The organism is Mesobacillus maritimus (assembly GCF_044803185.1).
In the GTDB taxonomy this organism is placed as follows: domain Bacteria; phylum Bacillota; class Bacilli; order Bacillales; family Cytobacillaceae; genus Mesobacillus_B; species Mesobacillus_B maritimus_B.
Window position 1 is genome coordinate 3,359,421 of the sequence record NZ_CP085225.1, and the last position, 22,962, is coordinate 3,382,382.

At 41.3% G+C, this 22,962-nt stretch carries 22 protein-coding genes; 3 read left to right on the forward strand and 19 right to left on the reverse strand.

Annotation, left to right across the window (positions count from 1 at the left end; all coding sequences use genetic code 11):
* The 8 genes from nikA to LG336_RS16215 form a co-directional block, all read right to left on the reverse strand.
* Positions 1-1,497, reverse strand: a complete 1,497-nt coding sequence (gene nikA, locus LG336_RS16180; RefSeq protein WP_404333195.1) for a nickel ABC transporter substrate-binding protein — start codon at positions 1,495-1,497, stop codon at positions 1-3.
* 530 nt (positions 1,498-2,027) lie between these two features.
* Positions 2,028-3,497, reverse strand: a complete 1,470-nt coding sequence (locus LG336_RS16185) for an aldehyde dehydrogenase (protein ID WP_404328512.1) — start codon at positions 3,495-3,497, stop codon at positions 2,028-2,030.
* Positions 3,494-3,739 carry a 2-hydroxymuconate tautomerase gene (locus LG336_RS16190; protein ID WP_404328513.1) on the reverse strand — a complete coding sequence of 82 codons (246 nt, stop codon included), beginning with the start codon at positions 3,737-3,739 and terminating at the stop codon, positions 3,494-3,496. Before LG336_RS16190 ends, LG336_RS16185 begins: the two co-directional genes overlap by 4 nt.
* Before the next feature lie 30 nt (positions 3,740-3,769).
* Complete coding sequence (locus LG336_RS16195; protein ID WP_404328514.1) at positions 3,770-4,561, reverse strand: 2-keto-4-pentenoate hydratase; 792 nt, start codon at positions 4,559-4,561, stop codon at positions 3,770-3,772.
* A 105-nt stretch (positions 4,562-4,666) separates the two neighbouring features.
* A complete protein-coding gene (locus LG336_RS16200; RefSeq protein ID WP_404328515.1) occupies positions 4,667-5,446 on the reverse strand; it encodes a 2-keto-4-pentenoate hydratase in 780 nt (259 codons plus the stop codon).
* A gap of 22 nt (positions 5,447-5,468) precedes the next feature.
* Entirely contained in the window at positions 5,469-6,482 is a 1,014-nt protein-coding gene (dmpG, locus tag LG336_RS16205; protein WP_404328516.1) for a 4-hydroxy-2-oxovalerate aldolase, read from the reverse strand.
* On the reverse strand, positions 6,479-7,390 hold the full coding sequence (locus tag LG336_RS16210) for an acetaldehyde dehydrogenase (acetylating) (RefSeq protein ID WP_404328517.1): 912 nt from the start codon (positions 7,388-7,390) through the stop codon (positions 6,479-6,481). The genes dmpG and LG336_RS16210 overlap by 4 nt, the downstream gene beginning before the upstream one ends.
* 34 nt (positions 7,391-7,424) lie before the next feature.
* The gene (locus LG336_RS16215; RefSeq protein ID WP_404328518.1) at positions 7,425-8,420 is read right to left on the reverse strand and encodes a catechol 2,3-dioxygenase; all 996 of its coding nucleotides are present in this window, start codon (positions 8,418-8,420) and stop codon (positions 7,425-7,427) included.
* Positions 8,421-8,668: 248 nt separating this feature from the next.
* On the opposite strand from LG336_RS16215, the gene LG336_RS16220 reads away from it, so the two are divergent.
* Positions 8,669-9,442, forward strand: a complete 774-nt coding sequence (locus LG336_RS16220) for an IclR family transcriptional regulator (protein WP_404328519.1) — start codon at positions 8,669-8,671, stop codon at positions 9,440-9,442.
* Between the two features lie 10 nt (positions 9,443-9,452).
* Here the strand turns inward: LG336_RS16220 and LG336_RS16225 are convergent, their stop codons facing one another.
* The 5 genes from LG336_RS16225 to LG336_RS16245 form a co-directional block, all read right to left on the reverse strand.
* Positions 9,453-10,325, reverse strand: a complete 873-nt coding sequence (locus LG336_RS16225) for an adenylyltransferase/cytidyltransferase family protein (protein WP_404328520.1) — start codon at positions 10,323-10,325, stop codon at positions 9,453-9,455.
* Positions 10,326-10,409: 84 nt separating this feature from the next.
* Positions 10,410-11,399, reverse strand: coding sequence for a catechol 2,3-dioxygenase (locus tag LG336_RS16230; protein WP_404328521.1), 990 nt, complete (start codon positions 11,397-11,399; stop codon positions 10,410-10,412).
* Between the two features lie 40 nt (positions 11,400-11,439).
* A complete protein-coding gene (locus LG336_RS16235; protein ID WP_404328522.1) occupies positions 11,440-11,919 on the reverse strand; it encodes a flavin reductase family protein in 480 nt (159 codons plus the stop codon).
* Positions 11,920-11,940: 21 nt separating this feature from the next.
* Positions 11,941-13,458 (reverse strand): 4-hydroxyphenylacetate 3-hydroxylase family protein, encoded by a 1,518-nt coding sequence (locus LG336_RS16240; RefSeq protein WP_404328523.1) that lies wholly within the window; start codon positions 13,456-13,458, stop codon positions 11,941-11,943.
* A 240-nt stretch (positions 13,459-13,698) separates the two neighbouring features.
* Entirely contained in the window at positions 13,699-15,579 is a 1,881-nt protein-coding gene (locus LG336_RS16245; protein WP_404328524.1) for a XylR N-terminal domain-containing protein, read from the reverse strand.
* A 246-nt stretch (positions 15,580-15,825) separates the two neighbouring features.
* Here LG336_RS16245 and LG336_RS16250 point away from each other — a divergent pair, with 246 nt between their 5' ends.
* Positions 15,826-16,170, forward strand: coding sequence for a hypothetical protein (locus LG336_RS16250; RefSeq protein WP_404328526.1), 345 nt, complete (start codon positions 15,826-15,828; stop codon positions 16,168-16,170).
* Positions 16,171-17,017: 847 nt separating this feature from the next.
* Positions 17,018-17,752, forward strand: a complete 735-nt coding sequence (locus LG336_RS16255; RefSeq protein WP_404328527.1) for an Mrp/NBP35 family ATP-binding protein — start codon at positions 17,018-17,020, stop codon at positions 17,750-17,752.
* A 98-nt stretch (positions 17,753-17,850) separates the two neighbouring features.
* Here LG336_RS16255 and LG336_RS16260 read toward each other — a convergent pair whose 3' ends face one another.
* From LG336_RS16260 to LG336_RS16285, 6 genes are read right to left on the reverse strand one after another with little or no spacing between them, the layout of a single operon-like run.
* The gene (locus tag LG336_RS16260; RefSeq protein WP_404328528.1) at positions 17,851-18,186 is read right to left on the reverse strand and encodes a group 1 truncated hemoglobin; all 336 of its coding nucleotides are present in this window, start codon (positions 18,184-18,186) and stop codon (positions 17,851-17,853) included.
* 11 nt (positions 18,187-18,197) lie between these two features.
* Positions 18,198-18,392: a hypothetical protein gene (locus LG336_RS16265; protein ID WP_404328529.1), complete on the reverse strand. Its 195-nt coding sequence runs from the start codon at positions 18,390-18,392 to the stop codon at positions 18,198-18,200.
* 11 nt (positions 18,393-18,403) lie between these two features.
* The gene (locus LG336_RS16270; protein WP_404328530.1) at positions 18,404-18,907 is read right to left on the reverse strand and encodes a ubiquinol-cytochrome c reductase iron-sulfur subunit; all 504 of its coding nucleotides are present in this window, start codon (positions 18,905-18,907) and stop codon (positions 18,404-18,406) included.
* The gene (locus tag LG336_RS16275; RefSeq protein ID WP_404328532.1) at positions 18,904-19,473 is read right to left on the reverse strand and encodes a 4Fe-4S dicluster domain-containing protein; all 570 of its coding nucleotides are present in this window, start codon (positions 19,471-19,473) and stop codon (positions 18,904-18,906) included. Before LG336_RS16275 ends, LG336_RS16270 begins: the two co-directional genes overlap by 4 nt.
* Positions 19,466-21,628, reverse strand: coding sequence for a formate dehydrogenase subunit alpha (gene fdhF / locus LG336_RS16280; protein WP_404328533.1), 2,163 nt, complete (start codon positions 21,626-21,628; stop codon positions 19,466-19,468). Before fdhF ends, LG336_RS16275 begins: the two co-directional genes overlap by 8 nt.
* Complete coding sequence (locus tag LG336_RS16285) at positions 21,629-22,732, reverse strand: MFS transporter (RefSeq protein WP_404328534.1); 1,104 nt, start codon at positions 22,730-22,732, stop codon at positions 21,629-21,631. It lies immediately after the preceding gene.
* Positions 22,733-22,962: the final 230 nt, after the last annotated feature.

Consider the following 22,962-nt stretch of genomic DNA (forward strand, 5'->3'; position numbering starts at 1 on the left):
TCAGTTCACATCCAATTGGTTGGTAATCATATAATATTCGCTTCGAGTCGTCACCCAGTTTTTCACTTTCTTCTCGTTCAAAGCAACAATGGTCGATGGGTGCAACACAAAGGAATTGATGACATTCTCATACACATAGTCTGCTGCTTGCTCAGCTAGTACAGCTCTTTTTTCCTGATCAACGGTTTGATTCAGTTCATCGATAATCGCCGTAAGTGTTGGCTCTTCAGCACCGCTAAAATTTAGCGCTCCGTTCGGGTGATAGGTTGCATTTAAATAATATCCTGCGTCTCCACGTGGAGCCGTTAAATTACTATAGGTTGCCAAATCCCAATCACGATTCGACGCCATGTATTCTTCTGGTGTATCAATCTGTTTAATGTTTACATCAATTCCAATTTGTTTCGCGTCCGATTGAAATACCTGAGCAATCAAGGGTAAATCCGCTCTTGCCGGATACGTTAAGAGTGTAAGTGTCAGGGCTTCTCCATCCTTTTGCATCTTCCCATTTTCAAGGGTATAACCCGCTTTTTTTAGATGCTCAACAGCAAGCTCAGCACCCGATTCACGCCACTCGTATGTTGGAGCAAATGGAAGACTCGGTAAAAATGGACCAACAGCTGCTTCCCCATTCCCTAGTAGAATCGAATCAACGATTTCCTGACGGTCAATTAACGCATCTACGGCACGGCGAACATTCACATCCCTTAAACTTTCACGTTGCATATTCATCGTCATCTGATGAACACGAAATGTTGCCGTGGACTCTACATGAATGCCTTCAATTTCTTTTAAGGTTTCTAAGCTCTCAACCTCTGGACGATAGACAATATCCACTTGGCCAGATTTTAATGCAAGTGAACGAGCATTTGCATCTTCGTTAAAAGAGAATGTGACGCTGTCCAAGTTAGAAGCTCCGTCCCAGTATTGATCATAGCGCTTAAGCTCAAGACGACTTCCGGGCATAAATGTCTCTAGCACAAATGGTCCAGTACCAATTGGTTTGTTCAGAATATCCTCTTCTGTCACATCAATAATCGAAACATTCGGATTCACAAGTTCGGAGATAAATTCTGGAAAAGGTTCAGTTGTTTTGATTTCTAATGTATAGCCTTCTGCTTTTATTTCACCAATCTTCAAAGCATTTTTCATCGCAATGCTCTCGGTAATCGCTCTTTCCAAAGAAGCCTTTACGGCATCGGCATCCATTTCTCTCCCATTATGAAAGGTGACATCTTCACGAAGGTGGATCGTCCAATTGATCCCGTCGTCCCCTTCCCAGCTTTCCGCTAGCCATGGTTCAACTGTTAGATTTTCTTCATCTAATCGAACTAACGTCTCGGTAATCCCCGCTCTTAATGGCACATAACTGCTATCAATGTGTGGGTCTAAGGAATTGGTTGAGAAATTATAAAGGAAATGAATATGTTTCTCTTCAGAACTTTCCTCCTTAATAGATGAAGTTGTACCTCCGCAAGCTGTTAGTAAGCTAACGATAAAGAACAAAACAACAACAGATAAACTACGATTTTTTATGTACGATAAAAGTTTACTAGTTTTCAAGCTAACCCCCCCTAAATTGAAGTGATTACGATTTACAGAATATCCTAACCCCACTTTATATCGTAATCATTACGATTTGTATCATATCGGAATCATTACGATTTAGCAAGTGTTTTTTTTTTATTAACTTAATCTAAATTGAATGAGTTCTTCTTGGTACATAAAAATGGCCGTTTATGCCGATTTCGAGGCGGGGATGGTTTTTGATTTCTTAAATTTATCGATAAGGACAAATAAAAGCAGAACCTACGCCCACTTCTACAAAACTACCGGTCAGTAATTTTCCGTTAAAAGAAGACATCTCAAAATAAGCAAGGCTACGTCCCTTTGCTTATTTAAGCCTTTTTATTTGTAAAACGTAATCATCAATAAAAAGCCGAAACCCTGCAAGAGTTCAATCTTGCAGGGTTTCGACTTTTGGATTACTCTTTTATTCCTTTTTTCAATTAGTTGAATTAAAATTACTACTTCAACGCAATACAAATATTCTTCGCTTCTGTGAAAAACTCGATGCTGTGTTGGCCGCCTTCACGTCCGACGCCACTCTTTTTGAAACCACCGAACGGGACACGGAGATCGCGAACAAACCAGCAGTTCACCCAAATCGTACCGGCACGTACAGAATGGGAAATGCGGTGTGCCCGTTGGAGGTTTTCTGTCCAAACGACGCCGTTTAACCCGTATTCTGTATCATTTGCAATCTGAAGTGCTTCTTCTTCGGTATCAAATGGGATAATGGTAACGATTGGTCCAAAGATTTCTTCCTGACATATCCGCGCTTTTGGATTTTCTTGAACATACACAGTAGGCTCCAAATAGTATCCATTTTGTAAATACTCAGGTAGATCTGGACTCTTTCCACCGCAGATTAATGTTGCATGTTCTTCTTTTGCAATCTCAAGATAGCTGGTAACTTTTTTATAATGCTCTTCACTCACGACTGGACCCATTTTTGTTTGGACATCCTGTGGATCGCCCACTTTTAGGTCCATTGCCGCTTTCTTAAATCTCTCGAGAAACTCATCTAAAATCGATCGTTGAACTAAGATTCTTGACCCCGCCAAGCAGACTTGCCCTGAATTCATGAACGCCGCTTGAATGGAAACAGGGATCGCTTTGTCGAGGTTCGCATCTTCAAATACGATATTGGCCGCTTTTCCTCCTAATTCAAAGGAAAATTTCTTCAACGTGTCGGCACCGCTCTTCATGATTCTCTTTGCTGTAGCCGTGGAACCTGTAAACGAAACTAAGTCTACTTCAGGATGAGAAGTAAGGGCATTCCCTACTACTCCTCCAAGACCATGAACGACATTGACCACGCCATCTGGAATTCCCGCCTCTTTTGCGATTTCTCCTAGCAGCGATACCGACAGCGGCGTCATTTCCGCTGGTTTAATGACCGCTGTGTTTCCTGCAGCAAGGCATGGACCAAGTTTCCACGTTGTCAGCATAAACGGAACATTCCAAGGCGTAATCAGCGCAGCAACACCCACTGGCTCATAACGAGTATAGTTTAGATACTCATCTTCCATCGGGTAGGTTTCTCCGCCTTGTTGTTCCATGAAATCGGCAAAGAATTTGATGTTGTTTGCTGCCCTTGGCACTAGATGAAGAGCGGATTGATATGGTTTTCCTACATCGGTCGTATCCAGACGCGCAATTTCTTCTTTTCGCTCGAGGATGATTTCAGCCATACGACGAAGCTTTGAACAACGCTCGGCAACTGTCATTGTACGCCACGGTCCATTTTCAAAAGCATCCCGTGCAATCCGGCATGCGCGGTCCACATCTTCCTCCGTCGCTTCGCTTACTCTAGCAATGATTTCTTGTGTCGCAGGATTTTTCACCTCAAAGGTTGCTCCATCGCTTGCTTCCACATATTTCCCGTTTAGATAAAGACCCACTTCTTTCACGCCTGTTTGTACGTTTGTCATTCTGAACCCTCCTTTCGCTTCTTAACTGATTGCCCAGCAATTCCCCAATGCTCCGGCTCAAGTTCATTGATCATGACACGAACATTTTCCACGGGAGCTTCTAACACATTGGATACTAAATCAGATACATCATGAATCAATTTTTCTTTCTTTTCAGGTGATCTGCCTTTTAAAATATTAATCTGAATAAATGGCATCTTAACCTCTCCCTTCTTCTGTTGGTTTATTCTGCGTCGGTTCATGGAACATTCCCCCACTGAATCTAGTTCGCTTTATTCGGTAAATACAGCCTCAACAGACCCCAGCCCATCAAAACTTGCAGAAAAATGGTCGCCAGGTTCAATTTTAATCGCAGCGGATAAGGAGCCACTTAACACCACTTCGCCTGGTTGAATGCTTTGCCCAACTTTATACAATCGATTTGCCAACCAAGCAATCGCACGCGCTGGATGTCCCATCACTGCTGCACCGGCGCCAGTAGCAACCACTTCCCCGTTCTGTTTATACACCATGCCCATCAATTTCAAATCGAAATTTTCTGGGGAATAAAATCTTTCCCCGATGATATATCGCGAAGAAGACGAATTATCCGCAACGGCATCTGGCAAGGTAAAGCTAAAGCCTTGGAACCTGCTGTCAATGATTTCGAGTGCAGGTGCGATATATTTTGTTGCGGTAAGTACATCGGCAACTGTCACATGCGGCCCTTTAATTTCTTTATTAAAAACAAAGGCAATTTCAGGCTCGAGTTTTGCATGAATAAACGGTGCAAGTGAAATGCGTTCCCCTTCACCCAACTGCATGCTTTCAAGCAACACTCCATAGGAAGGCTCGTGAACACCCATCATTTCTTGCTTTGCCTTACTCGTTAACCCAAGCTTTCGGCCGACTCTCTTTGTGTTTTCTTCCTTGCATTTTAATTCGATTAAGCGTTCCTGTACCTGGTAAGCTAACGCCTCGTCTAATTCGGGATAAGCATCGACAAACTTGTTTACCGATTTTTTCTGTTTTTCTGCCTCGTATAGTTCAAAGGCTATTTGATCGATTACATCTGTTTTGATCATGTATATCACCTTTTTCTGTTTTTATCGTTTAGCTGTGTTAAACGTGGCTGTTGATTTCCGCTCCAACCAAGAATATGAAATATCAACGATTTTCTCTAACACAGCTTATCGTTTAAAAGTAGCTGTGACCGAACCAATATGAGCAAACTCAGCCCTATACGTGTCTCCATCCTTCACTTCAATCGCGCTGGTTAATGCTCCTGAAAGAACGATTTCTCCTGCTTTTAATGCAACATCGTATTTTCCTAAGGAATTAGCCAGCCATGCGACCGAACGAAGCGGACTTCCAAGCACGGCAGCACCTGCACCAGAATCAATCATTTCTCCATTTCGATAGGCAACCATCCCGATATGTTTTAAATCAATTCCTTCTAGCTTTGTTGGCTTCCCGCCAATCATCGCTGCAGCAGATGAACCATTATCGGCCACGGTATCTTCAAACTTGATCTTCCAATCAGCTATACGGCTATCAATGACTTCAATCGCTGGAACGATGTAATCCGTTGCCTCGACCACATCAAGAATCGAGACATGCGGTCCCTTTAAATCCTTTTTTAAAATAAAAGCAATCTCAAACTCTACTTTTGGTTGAATAAAGTGATCGAGTGGAATGGTTTCCCCTTCGACATACATCATATCAGCCAGCAAATGGCCATAATCAGGCTGATTGACACCAAACATGTTTTGAATTGCTTTGCTTGTTGCCCCAATTTTCTTTCCGACTATGATTCCGCCATTGTCTACTTTTCTTCGAATCAATTCCAATTGCGTATAGTAAGCTTCATCCACCGTAATCCCAGGATAAGAAACCGTTAACGGTTCAATGACGTTCTTCGTCTCCTCGGCTTCCAATAAACGGCTTGCAGCTTCTTGAACGATACTCATAACTGTCTCCTCCTCTCTGTCGCTAAACCTTTAATCCTTTTTTCTCTGCCAGTTCAACTGCCACATCTAAAATCCAATCTTCTTGACCGGCAACAGCATTTCTTTTCCCCAATTCTTCCATGATTTCGGATACCCCAACACCAAACTTTTCTGCTGCATGCCTTACATGTAATAAAAAGCTGTTATACACTCCGGCATAGCCGCTCGATAAGTTATCACGGTCGACAACAATAGGGGTCTTCATCAACGGAGCAACGATTTCTTCTGCCGCATCCATTAAAATCGCTAGGTTAACCCCTGTATCTACATTCATTTTATTTAAGACTGCTACTAGTATTTCAGTAGGAGCATTTCCGGCACCTGCGCCTAGTCCCCTTAAGGTTCCATCGATTTGATCTGCTCCAGCTTCAAGAGCAGTAATGGTATTTCCAATCGCCAACCCGAGATTATTATGAGCATGGAAACCAACATCAATGGATAAAGCATCTTTCAGAGCTGAAACTCTTTCGCGAACGCCACTTTGAACAAGTGCCCCTGCAGAATCAACCACATAAATGCAATCCGCGCCATACGATTCCATCAACTTAGCCTGCTCTGCTAGAACACTGGCTGGCTGTGAATGAGACATCATCAAAAAGCCAACGGCCTCAAGTCCTAATTCCTTCGCTAAACGGAAATACTGCTCGGTTACATCTGCTTCTGTGCAATGTACAGCGATACGGATCACAGAAATGCCGATTTCAGCTGCTTTTCTTAACTCGCTGCTCGTTCCAATTCCTGGAACGAATAAGGAAGCTATTTTTGCTTGTTGGGCTGTTTCGACAGCGACTTGAATCAAGTCAAATTCAGAATGAGTCGAGAAGCCTTGTTGAATGGTCGATCCATTCAAGCCAGCTCCATGGCTCACTTCAATAACTGGAACACCAGCTTCATCTAATTCTTTTACAATGGCACGTACTTGTTCAGGTGTATAACTATGGCTAACGGCATGATCGCCATCTCTTAGGGTTGTATCTGTCAGTCTAGGAATCTTCATTGTGTTACCTCCTTCGCACCAAGAAAATGGGCTGCATAGACGTCGCCAACACGGTAGGCGGATGCGGTCATAATATCCAAGTTCCCAGCATAGGTAGGGAAGAAATCTCCCGCTCCAATGACTTCATTCATGATAACCACTGTTGGCAAGTAGCCCCATGGAGTTTCACGATAATCTATAAATGGCTTACCTTTTAGACGATAGCCTGGAACATAGCTCGAAATCTCCGCTGCAATCGATTGAACCGATTCAATCACCGCTGCTTCGTCAAACTCCTCTTTAATCACGGCGTAGACGGAATTTGTCATATTAATAGGTGGCTCTGATGGATTGAAAACAGGAATGGCTCTAGCTATGTTCGCCCCGCCTATTTGCTGAACGGCATTTGCTGTCGTGCGAACAAACTCATCGACATTTTGCCTTGTTCCTGGTCCAATCGAAAGACTTGCCGCTGTCGCAATAACTTCTGCATAGTGAACAGGCACAATGCGATTGACGGCGTGAACTAGTGGAGCCGTCGCCTGGCCACCGCAGGAAATCAAGTTGACATTCATCTCTTCAAGATGGTCATGCAGATTAACGGTAGGCACGACAAACGGTCCAATCGCTGCCGGAGTCATATCGACAACAAGTTTCCCATGTTCTCTTAGTACTGGAGCATTCAGCTTATGGGCTTTCGCGCTTGTTGCATCAAACACAATCTTAATCTCTGAGTCTTCCAAAATCGCATCGATTCCATGATGGCTAGTACTAATTCCCTTTTCCTTTGCTCTCGCAAGTCCTTCTGAATTGGGGTCAATTCCTGTCACCAAGGCTAACTCCATATGCCCATCATTTTTTAAAATTTTATACATTAGGTCTGTTCCGATATTTCCCGATCCTAGGATTGCTACTTTTACTTTCGTCAAGACTTTTCACCCCGCCTTTCTAGTATTCAATCAATTAAGGTTTTACAACTTCTTCTTCAACAGCTTCAGTAGATGTAAGTGGTGTTCCTTGCGTCCACCAAGAGACAGGGAATTCGGTTCCAATCCATGTGTCACCATTGCCAGGAACATCTTCCATCTGCCAAATCACCGGTTTCCAAGCTGGATCCGAAATGATATAACCTGCATCTCCGAATAATTCAATGCGGTTGCCTCCTGGTTCAATTACATACATACAAAACGCTTGAGAAACTCCATGCTTATTAGGCGGAACTTCAATTTTAAAATCATGGTCCTTAAGTAGATCTGCTACATCATAGAGGTTTTGCGGAATGCCATACCAGTAGCAAAGATGGTGTAGCTTTCCTTGCACCCCGTTAGGCTCTTGCATGTACGCAATTTCATGCACAAGATTGGATACGCTGATCCAGCTTCCAAGAACATGACCGTTATCTTGAATTTGCTCTCTTAAACGAAAGCCTAGATTGTCAATTAGAAAGTCCGTATCGACTCCAGGATTAGAAGTCATTAGATTAATATGATCTAAACGGCGAACTGGTACCCCACGATCTGGACGCTTGGAGGGACGGTTTAATAGTTTTGATCGTTGCTCTTCCGCCACGTTGTAATATTCGACGTCCCAAAGGATTTCCATTAGGTGACCATCAGGTGTCGTGAATTGATACGCTTTACCATGACCAATATCTCCGTCAATCCATCCTTTGCCTAAACCTGTTTTTTCAATTTCTTCCACACGACGCTCAAGTGCTTGCGGGGACGTTGCACGCCAAGCAACATGGCCGACACCTGCTTCTTTTGATTCGGTAATTTTTAACGTGTTATGATAAAAATCCTCATAAGCACGAAGATAAACGGAACCTCCTGAACGAGCCGTTACTTCCATTCCTAGAAATCTTGTAAAAAATTCAACAGATTGTTCTAGTTTTGGAGAAAGAATCTCAACGTGTGCGAGTTGGGCTACATCAAAAATCGGTTCATTAAAAATAGTCATGTTCGTTCCTCCCTAAATTTTCCTATCATTTTTTTACTATTGATAACATGAACAAACTAGATTGACGAAAGCTACTGGGTAATGATACCGTTTTCATTATATTCGGCATCACGTCCTTATCTATTTGTCTAAAACCTGATGTATTACTTCAATCTTAAGGGGATGCTATCACTCTCACAACCGCAGTGTCCCTTTATACGGGACAGTTTCTGAATTTTTATATAATTTTTACTAAATGGAGGAAAACGATGATACAAGAACAGGAAAAGCTGCTCTCTTCTGTAAAAAACGCAATTCGAATTCTGCGTGCTTTTAAAATGGATCAACCGCAAAAAGGAGTACGTGAATTAGCGAATGAGCTTGGTTTAGGAAAAAGTAGTGTCCAGAGAATCCTGACAACCCTTGCATCCGAAGGTTTAGTACAAAAAAATAAAGAGACAAACAAGTATGAATTAGGTCTCTCCGTTGTAGAATTAAGTTCCATTGTCCTAGGCAACATCGATTTGCATACAGAATCTCATCCGATTCTAACCGACCTTGCGAATATATGTGGGGAAACCGCACATTTAGCGATTTTAGATGGAAATCATGTTGTCTATTTGGACAAAGTCGAAAGCAAAACCTCGAATAAAGTGCCATCACACTTAGGGTTGCATAATTATGCTCACTGTACGAGTTCAGGAAAACTCCTTCTTGCACATAGTGGGAATCACCTGGTCGATCTGGTGATTCAAAATGGACTCGATAGCATCACACCGAAAACGATTACAGACCCAGAGCGATTCCGGGAAGAATTGAAAACAATTTTAAAACAAGGCTATTCCGTTAGTGTCGATGAATATACGATTGGACGGACATCTGTGTCGGCACCGATTCGAGACCATACAGGAAAAGTCATTGCAGCTATTAATCTAGTTGGACCAAGTTCACGAATTTCTAAACAACGGATTCAGTATTTTGCGAGTGAATTGATTCGTACCGGTGAACTCATTTCTGAGAAACTTGGTTATTGGAAAAGATAGTTTCCTATAGCTATACGAATGAGGGGTGCAACAAACCTTGGCTTGAATCTACTACTTGAATAAATCCACTAGGCAAGCGTTTCTTCCATCCTAGTCGAACCGTATCCCATTCTAAAAAAGGAAACTCTTGCCCATTGGGTGAATATAAAGTAAGCATTTCGTCATGAACGAATGCGATGAGTATGGTTGGCTCCTGATGAGGATTTTGTTTTATCGTCACTTCATACAAACCAGGAGCTGGCAATAAATAATAAGAATGCAGCACTAGCTCCACATGATTTTTACGAAAGAAAGCACTGCCCTCCATTTGATAATCCTTGCCTAAGTAGGAGGGTACCCTTTCCACCTCACCTGACATGACGAGGTTCCGAATGAGCGTGCTACTGATTTTTTCCCCTTCCCTCGCTATTTTTTCTATTTTGATTCCTCTAATCTTTCCATTAGAATCCCTATAAAGGGTATCCATATTTCCCTTTCCAAGGTAGCCATATGTAAAGTCAAAACCGGCGACCACCTGTTTTGCTCCAATGTCCAGGAGATAGGTCTGAACAAAGTCCCTTGGAGATAACCTAGCAAACTTCTGATTAAATTCAATCAAGTAAAAACAATCGGCTCCTAGCTCTTTAAAGAATCTTCGTTTATCTTCGATTGGCATGAGATAAGGGACGATTTTTTTGCCTTTTGATAGAACTTCTTTCGGATGAGGAAAAAAACTCATGATCACCAAAGGGAGTTCTTGTTCTTCCGCGACTTTTTTCGCCTCTTTTAACACCTGCTGGTGCCCTATATGTACTCCATCAAAGAATCCTAGAGCCACTACACAGGGCTTTGTTTGTAAAAGAGTTTGTTGTGCGTTGTTGCTCGTCACATGAATGAATTCCAAGATAACTCCCTCCATTGTTAAAAATAACGGTACCTTTTCGGAACATAACCCTAGAAAGAATCAGTGTTGGATCCTCTTAATCTATTACGACTTCACGACTTCCGTTGATTCTACAGCTGTAAGCGGTGTTCCTTGCGTCCACCATGATTGCGGGAATTCGGTTCCAATCCAAGTGTCGCCATTCCCTGGAACGTCTTTCATCTCCCAAATCACCGGCTTCCATGCTGGGTCAGTGATGATATACCCTGCATCTCCGAACAATTCAATCCGGTTTCCACCCGGTTCAATGACATACATACAAAACGCTTGGCTGACTCCATGCTTGTTTGGAGGAACTTCAATTTTAATATCATGGTCTTTAAGCAAATCTGCGACATCATACAAATTTTGAGGAATTCCATACCAGTAACAAAGATGATGCAGCTTCCCTTTTACTCCATTAGGCTCTTGCATATAGGCAATCTCATGAACAAGATTGGAAACACTAATCCAGCTTCCTAGCACGTGACCATTATCTTGGATTTGCTCTCGCAATCGAAAACCGAGATTGTCGAGCATAAAGTCCGTATCGGCACCCGGATTCGAAGTCATAAGATTAATATGATCTAAGCGACGAACCGGCACTCCACGATCTGGACGTTTGGATGGTCGATTTAATAGTTTCGATCTTTGTTCCTCTTCCACATGGTAATAGTCAACGTCCCAAAGAATTTCCATTAAGTGTCCATCAGGATTGGTAAATTGATAGGCCTTGCCATGTCCGATATCCCCGTCAATCCAGCCTTTTCCTAATCCCGTTTTTTCAATCTCAGTGACACGACGCTCAAGTGCTTGCGGTGAAGTAGCTCGCCAAGCGACATGGCCGACACCCTCTTGATGTGATTCGGTAATGATTAACGTATTCTGGTAGAAATCCTCATAAGCACGAAGGTAAACCGATTTTTCAGAACGAGCGGTGACTTCCATTCCTAGAAATCTTGTAAAAAATTCAACCGATTGTTCAAGCTTAGGCGAAAGAATTTCAACGTGTGCAAGCTGTGCTACATCAAAAATTGGTTCCTGGTATGAAGTCATGTCCATCCCCCTATTATTTATATTGATTTGAATTAGACGACTACTTAACTACATTCACTTCAGGCACTAAAGAGCGATATTGTCCATTAAAGAACATAAGAGGCTCTCCGTCTTCCACCTTAATATCAATAACTTTGCCAATAAATAAGGTATGATCTCCTTCAACATGCTCATTGACCACTTCGCAAGCTGCCTGAGCGATTGCTCCTTTGAGGACAGGTAGTCCCGCTAGATAGCCAAAGTTGATTTCTCGTTTTTCTTTTATCTGACCAGCAAAGAGCATCGAGTATTCTTTTTGTTCTTCCGATAAAATATTGACAGCAAATTTTTTACTAGCCTTAATCTTTTCGAGCATTTGCGCTCTTTCACCGATTGAAATCACGACTAGCTTAGGGTTAAGGGAGACGGACATGAAGGCATTTGCCGTCATGCCGTGCTCCTCTCCCTCTATTTCTGTCGTAATAACGGTGACACCTGTAGCAAATTTCCCCATCGCTTGACGAAATTGACGATCATCCATTCTGTTCCCCCCTAACAGTCTTTATGCTTTGATAGCCTCTTCTTTTTCCTTCGCAGCGTCTGCCCATGTTTTATTTGTCCAACCGTGAAGATCATAATCACTTAATGCAGATTCAACGAATGCTTTTTGCTGATTGGCAGCACCTGTTGCCTCGAAATGGAATAATGCTTCCATATTGATGTTTTCATGGTTTCCGGCATAGTTGACCTCGTATAATTCATGACGGCCACCAAACTCTGTGCCAATCGTATCCCAAACCATTTTTAATAATTTCACACGCTCTTCCGCACCAATACCTGTCCCACGGTAGTACGTATCTAAATAAGGCTTCAAATCTTCATTGAGGAAATCCTTTGAACTTGAAGGCAATTGAATTAACCCACCTGCCACGACTTGCTCAAAGATATTTTTCACCTTCACCCAAGCCAATGGAGCCAACGCACGATAAGCGGCACTAGAATAAGAGTTTGGAATAACTAAGCCATTTGGCCCTTTTTCAGGATCCGCTGCCATTGCGGTAGAAAGACCCCAGAACATGTTTCGTAACGCGACGACTTCGCCAATCTTAGCCTGAACTCCACGGAAATCTTTCGTACCGGACCCTTCTGTTGCTTTCAATAACAGCCCGGTCATAAAATCTAATTTTACGGCTAGACGTGTACAACCATGGAATGTGAAACGTGGGATGAAACCGCTTACACTCGCAAAATTGTTTGAAACCTCTATATTTCGATAAGCCAATACATTTTCCCAAGGGATGAATACGTTATCGAGGACAATCACCGCATCATTTTCATCAAACCGACTGGATAACGGATAATCAAATGGAGATCCATTATTGGCAGCATGTAATTCGTAGGATTGACGACTAATCATGCTAAGTCCTTCCGCATTCATCGGAACGAAGAAAATGAGTGCATGACTATTATCGCCACCGCCTAAATCTTTCGGTCCATAGTTCGCAACAAAGTTATAATGAGTTAAAGCAGAAGCAGTCCCTACCATTTTGGCACCGCTTACAATTATGCCATCATCTCTTTCAGCAACCGCACGAACAAAGACATCTTTATTCTCGTGTAAAGGTTTAGAACGATCCACCTGCGGATTAATAATCGTATGATTGATAAATGGTACTTCCTTTGTTGCTTTTTTGTACCAAGCCTTTGCATTGTCTTCAAATCCTTCATAAAAATGGGCAAACGCGTTTAAATGCCCTGTGAAGGATGCTTTATAATCAGGAGTTCTTCCCATAAACCCATAGCTAAGCTTCGCCCACTGTGCAATCGCATCTCTTGCCCCGAGCAAATCCTGAGCACTTGTAGGAGTTTTGAAAAATTTATGGGTTCTGTCACCAAATTCGGTTGTCGTCGTTAAGATATCACGTGTCGCTGGATCATGAAGAGCATCGTACATTCTCGCATACGAGCGAGCAGCATTACGATAAGCCGGGTGCGTGGTAACGTCTTTAATTTTTTCTCCGTTTAAATAAACCACCCTACCATCATTAAGACTTTCCAAATATTCTTTTCCTGTGTACATATCTTCAACTCCATTCTCTTCATTTCATGTGATTCACTTGTCTATCACTAGTTTTATCATAATTTATCTGAAAATTCTTAACAATAACACGAAGTGACAGAAAACTCAGCAAATACTACTATATTGTGTTAGTTTTGTAAAAAAAACAGACATCCCACTAACAGAGAATGTCTGTGGGATGTCTGGCATTTTGTAGTGAATAAGATTAAAATTTAAAACCTTGGATTTATTTTCAAATAGTTACTCCGCTTGAATTTTATTGATTCTCTCATGCTCCACAATTTTCAAGGCTTTTAACGCCATCATCAACTGAAATTGTTTTTGTGGATCACGCAGGTCATGATTAAGAAGGTCGGTAATTTTGTTGAGGCGATAACGAAGTCCACTTTTAGAAAGTGCGAGAGATTCCGCCGTTTGGTCCAAGTTGCCGCCTTGCTCAAGGAAACGGTAGAGCGTTTCAATCATCTCTAGTTTATTCTTATCGAGATCATCGTATAGGACCCCGAGATGATCTCGAATCATTTTCTTGATGGCCTTTTCGTTTTGGTCATTGATTAAAATTCCGAGCATGCCTAAGTCACTAAAAAGCGTAATCGGTTCATCCCTAGAAGAAAGCCGAACGGCTGAACGTGCTTCTTCCATCGCAACCCCTGCCTCAAGAATGTTGCTGTTTTCCGAGCTTATTCCTGCTAAAAATTGAACATTTTTTGTTTGCTTCCTTAGAAAGGCAACTAAAGCGCGGATCGTTTTCTCCATGGTTTTCTGGGAGACCTCTTTTTCGGTAATCAAGAGAATTAAGCTGTCAGGCTGCTGGCCAATTAGCACATTGAGATTTTCTTCCCGGAAATATGCAGATACCATTTCAAATGTTTTTTTATGAAGTGTGAATTCCTTTTCATCACATGTATTCAAGAACTTGTAGGTTAACGCGACAGCATGATAGTGGTCGGAAAGATCTAACTGAAAATAATCCGCTTTTCTCATGATTTCTCGTTGCGTATATTTCCCACTAATAATTTCTTCAAGAAAATGACCTTTCACCTGTTCCAACGATTCCACTTCTGTTTTTTCCTTTAAAAATAGCAGCGAGCAAATCGACGCTAAACGATCGAGAATCATTGAGTCAATTTCATAATTAGGGGTTCTATTCCGCTCGTATAAAAAAGAACAAGAACCTACAACCTTTCCTAACAGATAGATCGGAGACATCAAGCAAATTCCATTTTCATATGAAAAGATCCTCACTTTAGAGTGGCATTGCTTTTTATCTGGAATTTCAGAAAATGTTTCTCTAATAGCTTCAAAGTCTTCTAGGTTGATGTCCATACAGGCTAGGACATGTTGACGACTATCCTCCACGACAATCGGCAAGTGATATTGTTTATGTAAAATATCGAGAATCGAATCGATGCTATTGCCTTTGATGAGCTCATTGGTCAACTCATTATAAGTTTTCGACACAAGTGTGAGATTCCTTTTTTCCATCATAAGCTTTTCGTTTGTTTGCTCTAGTTCTTTCAAAATTGGCAGTTCTTTACTATAAGAAAAGAATTCCTCTGCCTCTTCTTTCCATTCGGAAACAAGGCGCCCTTCCCAAACACAACACGAAGCACCCTGCCCCTGACATTCCAATTCTTTGAAAAAGACGTCTACTCCCACCACACCAGAAACATAGCCCGTGGCATAACCAGTTAACGTATAACAAACTGGTCCTTGGCTCATCCCAAAATTTTTAAAATGTTGTTCGGCTTCATAAGAATTTTCCCAAATTCCTTTAAAGCGAAACGATTTAATTTCGTTTCCTTCCACTTCAAAGTCTTTTTCGGTGATGTGCGATTTCGTATACCCTTTTAAGGCATGGATAATCGGACCAAATTCAATTTTTTCAAGTAAACTTAAATTGTCTCTTTTGGCCACCTCTTGTGCATCCTCAACACCCAATTGATAGCCATACTTAAAGAAAAAAGTTTTCATCCGATTAATCCCGATATTTTCAATTAAATCACGCTGCATCGCCCCAAAAGCTCTGGTTGAAACAAACAACGACCGTTCATTGTTGGCAAACCATAACTCATCCTTATGGCGTATATGTAAGAAGTCATTTAGCTTTAATGTTTCCATTCCATTGCTCCCTTACTTCTTATTTAATTAAGAACAAGTAAAACTAGCTTTCGAGTGAATGAAAGAATCCCTTTGACTTATACTTTTTACAATGATTAATAGTTTTTATTATACTGAAGGATGCTCCGTATGAAAAGGTTTACACAAATCACTCATACCTCTCCACTTCACTCCTAAAATAGTTATTTACCAAATAGGAACGACCAATTATACTAAAATTAAAATTTGAATTGTAGGAGAATGACCATGAAGACCTCCATCCCTTGTCCAAACTGCCAAAAGGCGATTACCCTTGAAGATTTTGAAGATTTTTCATCCCCTTTTACGATGAAATGTCCCTCTTGCAAGGCAAAACTAAAAGAAACGAAAGTAACTCCTTTTCTATTAATGGGGTTAGTGGTCGTGATTCCTTTGTTTATTTTCTTAACGGAAGTCATAATTTCCTCGCTGTCAAAGTACCTGCCAGTAATCGAAAAAATCCCTTCCATTATCGTGTTTCTAGGTTTGCTTTATCCTTTATATGCCCTATACGAGCGATTGAACGGACTGATTATGTTTAATAAAGGCAATCTACAACTCAAAAAACGTTAATAAGCACCGGAAGCATCCGGTTTTAAACCTTCTTAAAAGGCTTTATCATAGAACAAGGAGAGGTTCGTTTTACCGTTTCAGGGGAACCTCTCCTTGTTTGATATTACAGGGGATAAATCATCCATTTGTAGTTCTAACTTTGAGGAAACCCACCAATTGGTGATCGGCTTTAAATTAAGAAGGCTTAATCTTAATTAAATAACTTGTAAAAGTAAAATAAGGGGAGATTCTCCCGTTATTTGCAGAATCAAGCTCGTTTCGGGGAATATAAGGGGAGATTTTCCCGTTATCCAAATAAAAATCCATCATTTCCACGTTTTTCGAGTTAATAGCGGGAATTTCTCCCTTTATTTAAGCTCTTTTCAATGAAATTAAGCTAATTAAGTGGAATTTTTCCTTCTATTATTAAGTGTCAAAGAAAGCTAGGAGGAATAACGAACGATAAAAGCAGGCAAATTCCACTATGGTTTCCATGCTTTTCCTTTGTGAATGGCTGTACTTTTTGCAACTCAACAGAGAACCCGAGGGATAATCCTCTAATCCTTTGCTTTTCCAAATTAGAAGGTTTGAAGTACCCTACCTATTGACCATACTTTTTAATAGGCTCTTTTCGTAAAGATTGTTGTTAAAATTGTAAAAATCTTAAAGCCGATTTTTTACTACCTAAAGCCGATTTTAACGCAAGGTACGCTATTTTGTACGTTATAGTAAGTTTGCAAGCTCTTTTCTCATAAATAAAAACCTATTTTCACAGTGAAAACAAAGCTTCATCCATACTATTTTGAATCCAAAAGTAACAAAGTTTGTGAAAAGAGCCTTTTAATATAAGCATGGAAGAGGTGATTGCATGTTATCGGGAAACATCCTTTCCGTTGTTTCTGGTAAAGGCGGAGTTGGGAAATCAACGGTTGCTGCCAATCTTGCTGTTTCGTTAGGTAGACAGGGGAAAAGCGTGGCTTTAATTGATTTCGATATTTACGGAAGCAGCATTCCTAGTATGCTGAATATCAGCAATGGTCCAAAGTCCATGAATAATCGAATTATTCCGGTTGAGTCACACGGGATAAAAGTGATGTCGATGGGGTTTATTGTTAAAAATAATGACCCTGTCGTTTGGCGTGGACCGATGTTAGGAAAGGTCATCCAACATTTTATCGAAGACGTTATTTGGGGACCGTTAGATTATGTTGTCATTGACATGCCTCCTGGTACAGGGGATGTCGCGATGGATGTCAGCCGTCTTATTCCTAAATCAAATCAGTTGCTGGTCACCACCCCCCATCCAACAGCGTCACATGTTGCTGAAAGAGCTGGAAAAATGGCAGCAAATCAGCATAGTATATTAGGCATTATTGAAAATATGGCTTACTTTCAGCCTCCTAACTATGATGACAAATATTATATTTTTGGAAAAGGCGGGTCAGAAAGATTAGCCTCCGATCTTGGGACGAAAATCATGGCTCAACTTCCGATATTAGCGCCGGAAGAAGATGATTTCGAACCATCCATTTATAAAAAAGGATCGCTTCTCTTCGATAAATATGAGGAACTGGCGAATAACGTACAAGATTCGATTGCTTAAGAAAAGCGCAAGCGCCCTGTTCAGCGGCACAATTCTATAAGTCAAAACTTATATGCTCCATTTAAGAAAGGTGATGCCCAATTTGGACATCACCTTTTTTAATGACCTAACACATCTTTTTTATAACCGTTTAACATTTCAGTTACTGTCTTTTTGTCTTCTTCAGATAACCCGTGCTCATTCATGGTTGCCATAAAATGTCCAATCATCGATTCAAAATGCTCATCCTTCATTTCCAAGCCTTGGTGGGCTTGTGTAATTTCTTCATTTGAATATTTTTGCTCTCCCATTCCATGGGACAAAAAGGTCTCTGGATGATGTTGAATCCGCTCCTGATCATGACCCTTAAAGAACTGGCTCAACAGATCGTCAGCATGAATCTTTGAAAAAAAGTCTTTGACTACGGACGTCATTTTTTCATCATTGAATTGCATTTTGTTCCTCCTTAATGGTCGATGACCTTATCAATTTTTCTAAAGATCCAATACGTGATGATGGTTAAGACAAACATAAATCCGAGTGCGATCATATAGTAAAATAGACTTTCAAAGTGCCCTGCAAGATACTCCTCAGCCATATACTGGACGAGGATAATTTGAATGGTTAAAAGGCTCATAAAAACCCACCACGCCATCTTCATGATAATCCCCCCTAATGTTGAGCTTGGCTGATTCCTACAGCATAAATTTTTTGGTTTTCAAATTTTAAATCGATTGATGGTAATGGACGTTGAGGCGGGCCCGCAATAACAGACCCATCCTCTACATTAAAGAAACCATGATGGCATGGACATTCTAAGTGGCCTTCTTCTGGTTCCCAGTAAACCGGACACATTAAATGTGTACATTTGATGTTATAGGCCCTAAATTCATCTTCAGATAACCGAATGAGCAATGCCGGATCGCTCTCATCAGGATAGTTAAAACCGAAACTCTCGCCAATTTTAATATCCTCCTGATTTGCAATAAACACCTCTGAATCATCCGCTTCATCAGCGCGATTTCTTGATAATGCGATTAAAGGAGTAGAGCTTACAAAGAACACACCCATTAACGATAAAGTCGAAGCAATAAACCCTCTGCGGTTCAAATCGAGTTCACGGTCTCTTCTTATATTAAACGTTATTTTCCGGAGAAATTCTTCTATTTTTCTCATTGCTGTACACCATCGCCTTCTCTATAACCAAATTGATTTGTTTCTGTATCAGGAAGACCAATCACCGTTCTTGTCTCGATGACCGTTCCACCAAAATCCCATTTGTATTGAACAGGTTTAGGCGGTTCATATTTGATATCGGCTTCATCCACAAAACGAATGGTATCCGTTGGGCAAACACTTGCACACATCGGCGGTCGTCCTTTTGAAGTACGGTCATAGCACATATCACATTTGTACATCACTTTTTTCTGATCATCCACCTTAGGAATACCAAAAGGACAGGCATAGGTACAATTTTTACACCCAATGCACTTTTCCAAAGAAGCGGATAACACGGTTCCGTCTGCGGCAATCGCAATTGCCTGAACCGGGCAAGACTCCGCACAGGCCGGAGTGACGCAATGCATGCATGGAGTTGGCGAGGTCGCCACGGTTTCACCCGGATTTAGTTCGTCAACAAACATTCTAGAAAGATGGTCATGCCCAGAGCACTCTTCACAGCCAATGACACATGCTTTACACCCGATACAACGTTCATAATCGATATATAAAACCTTACCCATGCATTTCACCTGCAGTTGTTTCTACTTTTTCCAATTTGACCGCACACACTTTGAATTCGGGAATTTTCGATTTCGGTTCAAGTGCTGGATTGGTTAGATGATTAATCGCTAAGCTTTTGCCCCAATGGTAAGGAACAAACACCATGTCTTCTCTGGTAATTTTGGTGATTTTAGCGACAAGTTCAATGCTTCCTCGCGGACTAGTAACCTTTACGGTTTCACCATTTGAAACCTTGTATTTTTCCGCTAATTTTGGATGAATCTCTACATACGGATCAGGGCAAAACCCTCGTAATGTTTCAATTCGCCGTGTCTGATTTCCGCTTAAATAATGGAAAACCACCCTTCCTGTCGTCAAGATGACAGGATATTCCTTGCTTGTTTTCTCATTTGGACCTTTGTATTCAAAGGCTAGGATTCTTGCTTTTCCATCTGGAAAATTAAATTTTAAGTCTTCAAATAATCTTGGAGTCCCTTCTGACTCCTCTGTTGGACATGGCCAGAATACACCTTGCATTTTGTCTAACTTATCATAGGTAATGCCATAATAATCGGCAATCCCGCCTTTGCTTGCCTCCCGTAGTTCGTTAAAAATCTCCTCAGGGGAGTTGAATTGGAAGTATTGTCCACGGCCAAGTCGTTCAGCTATTTCACAAATGACTTTCCAATCTCGTTTCGATTCACCCGGAGTTCGGTCAATTCCTTTTAATCGTAAAACACGCCCTTCGACATTGGTGGTTGTCCCATCATCCTCCACCCATACTGTTGAAGGCAGAACTACATCAGCTAATTCAGCGGATTCCGATAAAAACATGTCCATACAGACAAAGAAATCCAGGCTTTTCAAATACTCCCCTACATCTCGGACAGAGGGAGAGGAAACAATTGGATTGCTGCAAACAAGCAATAATCCTTTTATTTCTGTTCCTAAGGCCTTCAGCATTTCAAAGGCCGATAAGCCCGGTCCAGGAATTTCCGATTCATCTACTCCCCAAACTCCTGCAATATATTCCCTAGCCTTCGGGTCCGTAATTTTCCTAAAACCTGGGAGTTGGTCGGTTTTTTGGCCATGTTCTCTTCCGCCTTGGCCATTCCCTTGTCCTGTAAAGGTTGCAATACCAGAGCCCTTTCGCCCAACCTTTCCTGTTACTAAACATAAATTTGTATAGCTAGAAACCGCATCTGTCCCGGTTGCATGCTGCTCGACACCACGTGCAAACAGCGCAAACCCGTTCTTTGCTTGACCAAAAATTCTTGCCGCCGTAACGATTTTATTCGCATCAACGCCCGTAATCTCCGAAACTTTAGCTGGAGTATAGGATTGAACCAATTGTTTTAACTCCTCAAAACCTGTTGTGTGGTTTTGAATAAAATCTTGGTCAACTAAGTCCTCTTTGATCATTACATGCAATAAACCATTTGCTAATGCTACATCTGTTCCAGGTCGAAGATTAAGATGAACATCGGCGACAAGCGCCGTTTTGGTTTGGCGAGGGTCTACAACAATCAGTTTGGCCCCTCGATCTCTAGCTCCCCAAATATAAGGCATGGATAAAGGATGGCATTCTGCCGTATTCGAGCCGGCAATCAGCAAGACATCAGCAAATTTTATGTCCGACCATGGGTTTGTGCTGCCCCGGTCAATTCCAAGACTTTGGTTAAAACCAACAGAAGCAGAGCTCATGCAGTAACGGCCATTGTAATCAATATTCTTCGTTCCAAGTCCAATACGGGCGAATTTCCCCATTAAATAGCACTTTTCATTCGTCATCGAAGATCCGCTATAAATCCCAAACGCATCTTTCCCATGTTTCTCCTGTATTTCTTGGATTTTTGAAACAATAAGATCCATTGCTTCGTCCCAAGTAGCTTGCACTAATTCACCATTTTTTCGGATAAGCGGATGAAGAATCCGCTCTTGGTGTTCTGCCTGGCGATAGGCAGCCACTCCTTTTGGACAAAGCCTTCCTCCATTCATCGGAAAATCATATCTTGGCTCTACCCCTAAAACCGATTGGTCTTCTTTTCTAACGCGGATATTCATCCCGCATTGCATCCCGCAAAAGCAACAATGAGTGGAGATTAGTTCCTCGCCATCTCGTTCGATTGCATCATAATCTCTTTGAGAGTAATCTTTATTTTGTGCATGACCCATTTACTGTTGGCCTCCCTTCTTCAGCTGCAGTCCATTCTTTCCATTTGGTTCTACAATAAGATGTGCCTGTCCTAATTCAATTTTTGCTCCGTAGCCTCCTAAGCGGTGAGCGACTCTCCTACAATCGGCACACATATCGGAGAAATGTAGGTTCGTATGATCGATAGGAGTAGACAAATGCCTGTTCGCTAATGTTGTTTGAACATCCTTTATCTGCATCGCGGTTGCATAATCTCTTCCGCACCTAGCACATTGCTTTTTCTCGTTCATTTCATGATACATAGGAACCATCACCGCTAAAAATCGCAGTGGTAAGTGCCAAAACTTGCTGAATGGAAAATAAAGCAGGAAAACAATGACCGTCACTTGGTGTGCTAATGCAATCCCTAAATATAACGCCCCTTCCATCCAAATAGCTGAAACCGTTAACAGCGATCCTGTAATCGATATCGCAATTAAGAGAAAGAGTGGAAAAAAGTCATATTCCTGAGACTGCTCCACAATCTTCTTTTGATCCGTAAGGCGGCGATAAAGTGCCATGCCGCATCCAATAATCGTCAAAATCCCTGTCCAATTTAATCCATGATAAATCGCAATGGCTAAGGCCGAGTCTGCCACCATCCGAAACAATGGAATTCCAAATACAACCGCTTCATAGGTTTTCGAATCGACTAATTCAAAGTGAAGCCAATTCAGGACAAGGGCAAAGGTAATCGCAAAGGAAAGAAGCACTCCCCAAGAAATCAACAAATGCTGAGCCCAACGATAAAGCGTTCTTTTACGAATGAACCGTTGCTCAACAAGGCTGGTATACAAAGTTTTGACTACAAACATGAAGCCCTTTGGACTAAACATCATTTTGATTCCTTGCTTCCATAATCTTCTTGTAGGCGGTCTTAATGTCCAAGAGGTAATGCGGATTGTTAATAGAACGAAACACAATACCGTTGCCCACAAATAGCCGTATAAAGCCGTATCAAAATATCCAAACGCTTCAGAACCAAAGTAAATTGAAAAAAATAAAATTACGAGAACAATAAACACATTTCTCGCCGATTTCTTTGAAAATAAGAAAGAATCGTCTTCATAAGGATAAAAATTCATTGATACCTAACTCCTTCACTTAATGTCAGAATTTAGTATAACCAGCAATGATTTTACAATTCTGGTTTCTAGGATTATTTTAAATATCATAAAATCACTCCTGTGACCTTGATTAATGATGGAGCAATTAATTTGCCAGAAAAGTGAAATTTTTATAGGATTGACCTATATCCGGTATCGTGCCAACGAATTTGGATCTGAAAAACAATCTTTACGAAAACAGTCTTTTA

Coding starts and splice junctions, on each gene's coding strand:
- LG336_RS16185 (WP_404328512.1), bottom strand. CDS start 3,497: ATGACAAACGTACAAACAGGCGTGAAAGAAGTGGGTCTTTATCTAAAC.
- LG336_RS16190 (WP_404328513.1), bottom strand. CDS start 3,739: ATGAACCGACGCAGAATAAACCAACAGAAGAAGGGAGAGGTTAAGATG.
- LG336_RS16195 (WP_404328514.1), bottom strand. CDS start 4,561: ATGATCAAAACAGATGTAATCGATCAAATAGCCTTTGAACTATACGAG.
- LG336_RS16200 (WP_404328515.1), bottom strand. CDS start 5,446: ATGAGTATCGTTCAAGAAGCTGCAAGCCGTTTATTGGAAGCCGAGGAG.
- dmpG (WP_404328516.1), bottom strand. CDS start 6,482: ATGAAGATTCCTAGACTGACAGATACAACCCTAAGAGATGGCGATCAT.
- LG336_RS16215 (WP_404328518.1), bottom strand. CDS start 8,420: ATGACTATTTTTAATGAACCGATTTTTGATGTAGCCCAACTCGCACAC.
- LG336_RS16220 (WP_404328519.1), top strand. CDS start 8,669: ATGATACAAGAACAGGAAAAGCTGCTCTCTTCTGTAAAAAACGCAATT.
- LG336_RS16230 (WP_404328521.1), bottom strand. CDS start 11,399: ATGACTTCATACCAGGAACCAATTTTTGATGTAGCACAGCTTGCACAC.
- LG336_RS16235 (WP_404328522.1), bottom strand. CDS start 11,919: ATGGATGATCGTCAATTTCGTCAAGCGATGGGGAAATTTGCTACAGGT.
- LG336_RS16240 (WP_404328523.1), bottom strand. CDS start 13,458: ATGTACACAGGAAAAGAATATTTGGAAAGTCTTAATGATGGTAGGGTG.
- LG336_RS16245 (WP_404328524.1), bottom strand. CDS start 15,579: ATGGAAACATTAAAGCTAAATGACTTCTTACATATACGCCATAAGGAT.
- LG336_RS16250 (WP_404328526.1), top strand. CDS start 15,826: ATGAAGACCTCCATCCCTTGTCCAAACTGCCAAAAGGCGATTACCCTT.
- LG336_RS16255 (WP_404328527.1), top strand. CDS start 17,018: ATGTTATCGGGAAACATCCTTTCCGTTGTTTCTGGTAAAGGCGGAGTT.
- LG336_RS16260 (WP_404328528.1), bottom strand. CDS start 18,186: ATGCAATTCAATGATGAAAAAATGACGTCCGTAGTCAAAGACTTTTTT.
- LG336_RS16265 (WP_404328529.1), bottom strand. CDS start 18,392: ATGAAGATGGCGTGGTGGGTTTTTATGAGCCTTTTAACCATTCAAATT.
- LG336_RS16270 (WP_404328530.1), bottom strand. CDS start 18,907: ATGAGAAAAATAGAAGAATTTCTCCGGAAAATAACGTTTAATATAAGA.
- LG336_RS16275 (WP_404328532.1), bottom strand. CDS start 19,473: ATGGGTAAGGTTTTATATATCGATTATGAACGTTGTATCGGGTGTAAA.
- fdhF (WP_404328533.1), bottom strand. CDS start 21,628: ATGGGTCATGCACAAAATAAAGATTACTCTCAAAGAGATTATGATGCA.
- LG336_RS16285 (WP_404328534.1), bottom strand. CDS start 22,732: ATGAATTTTTATCCTTATGAAGACGATTCTTTCTTATTTTCAAAGAAA.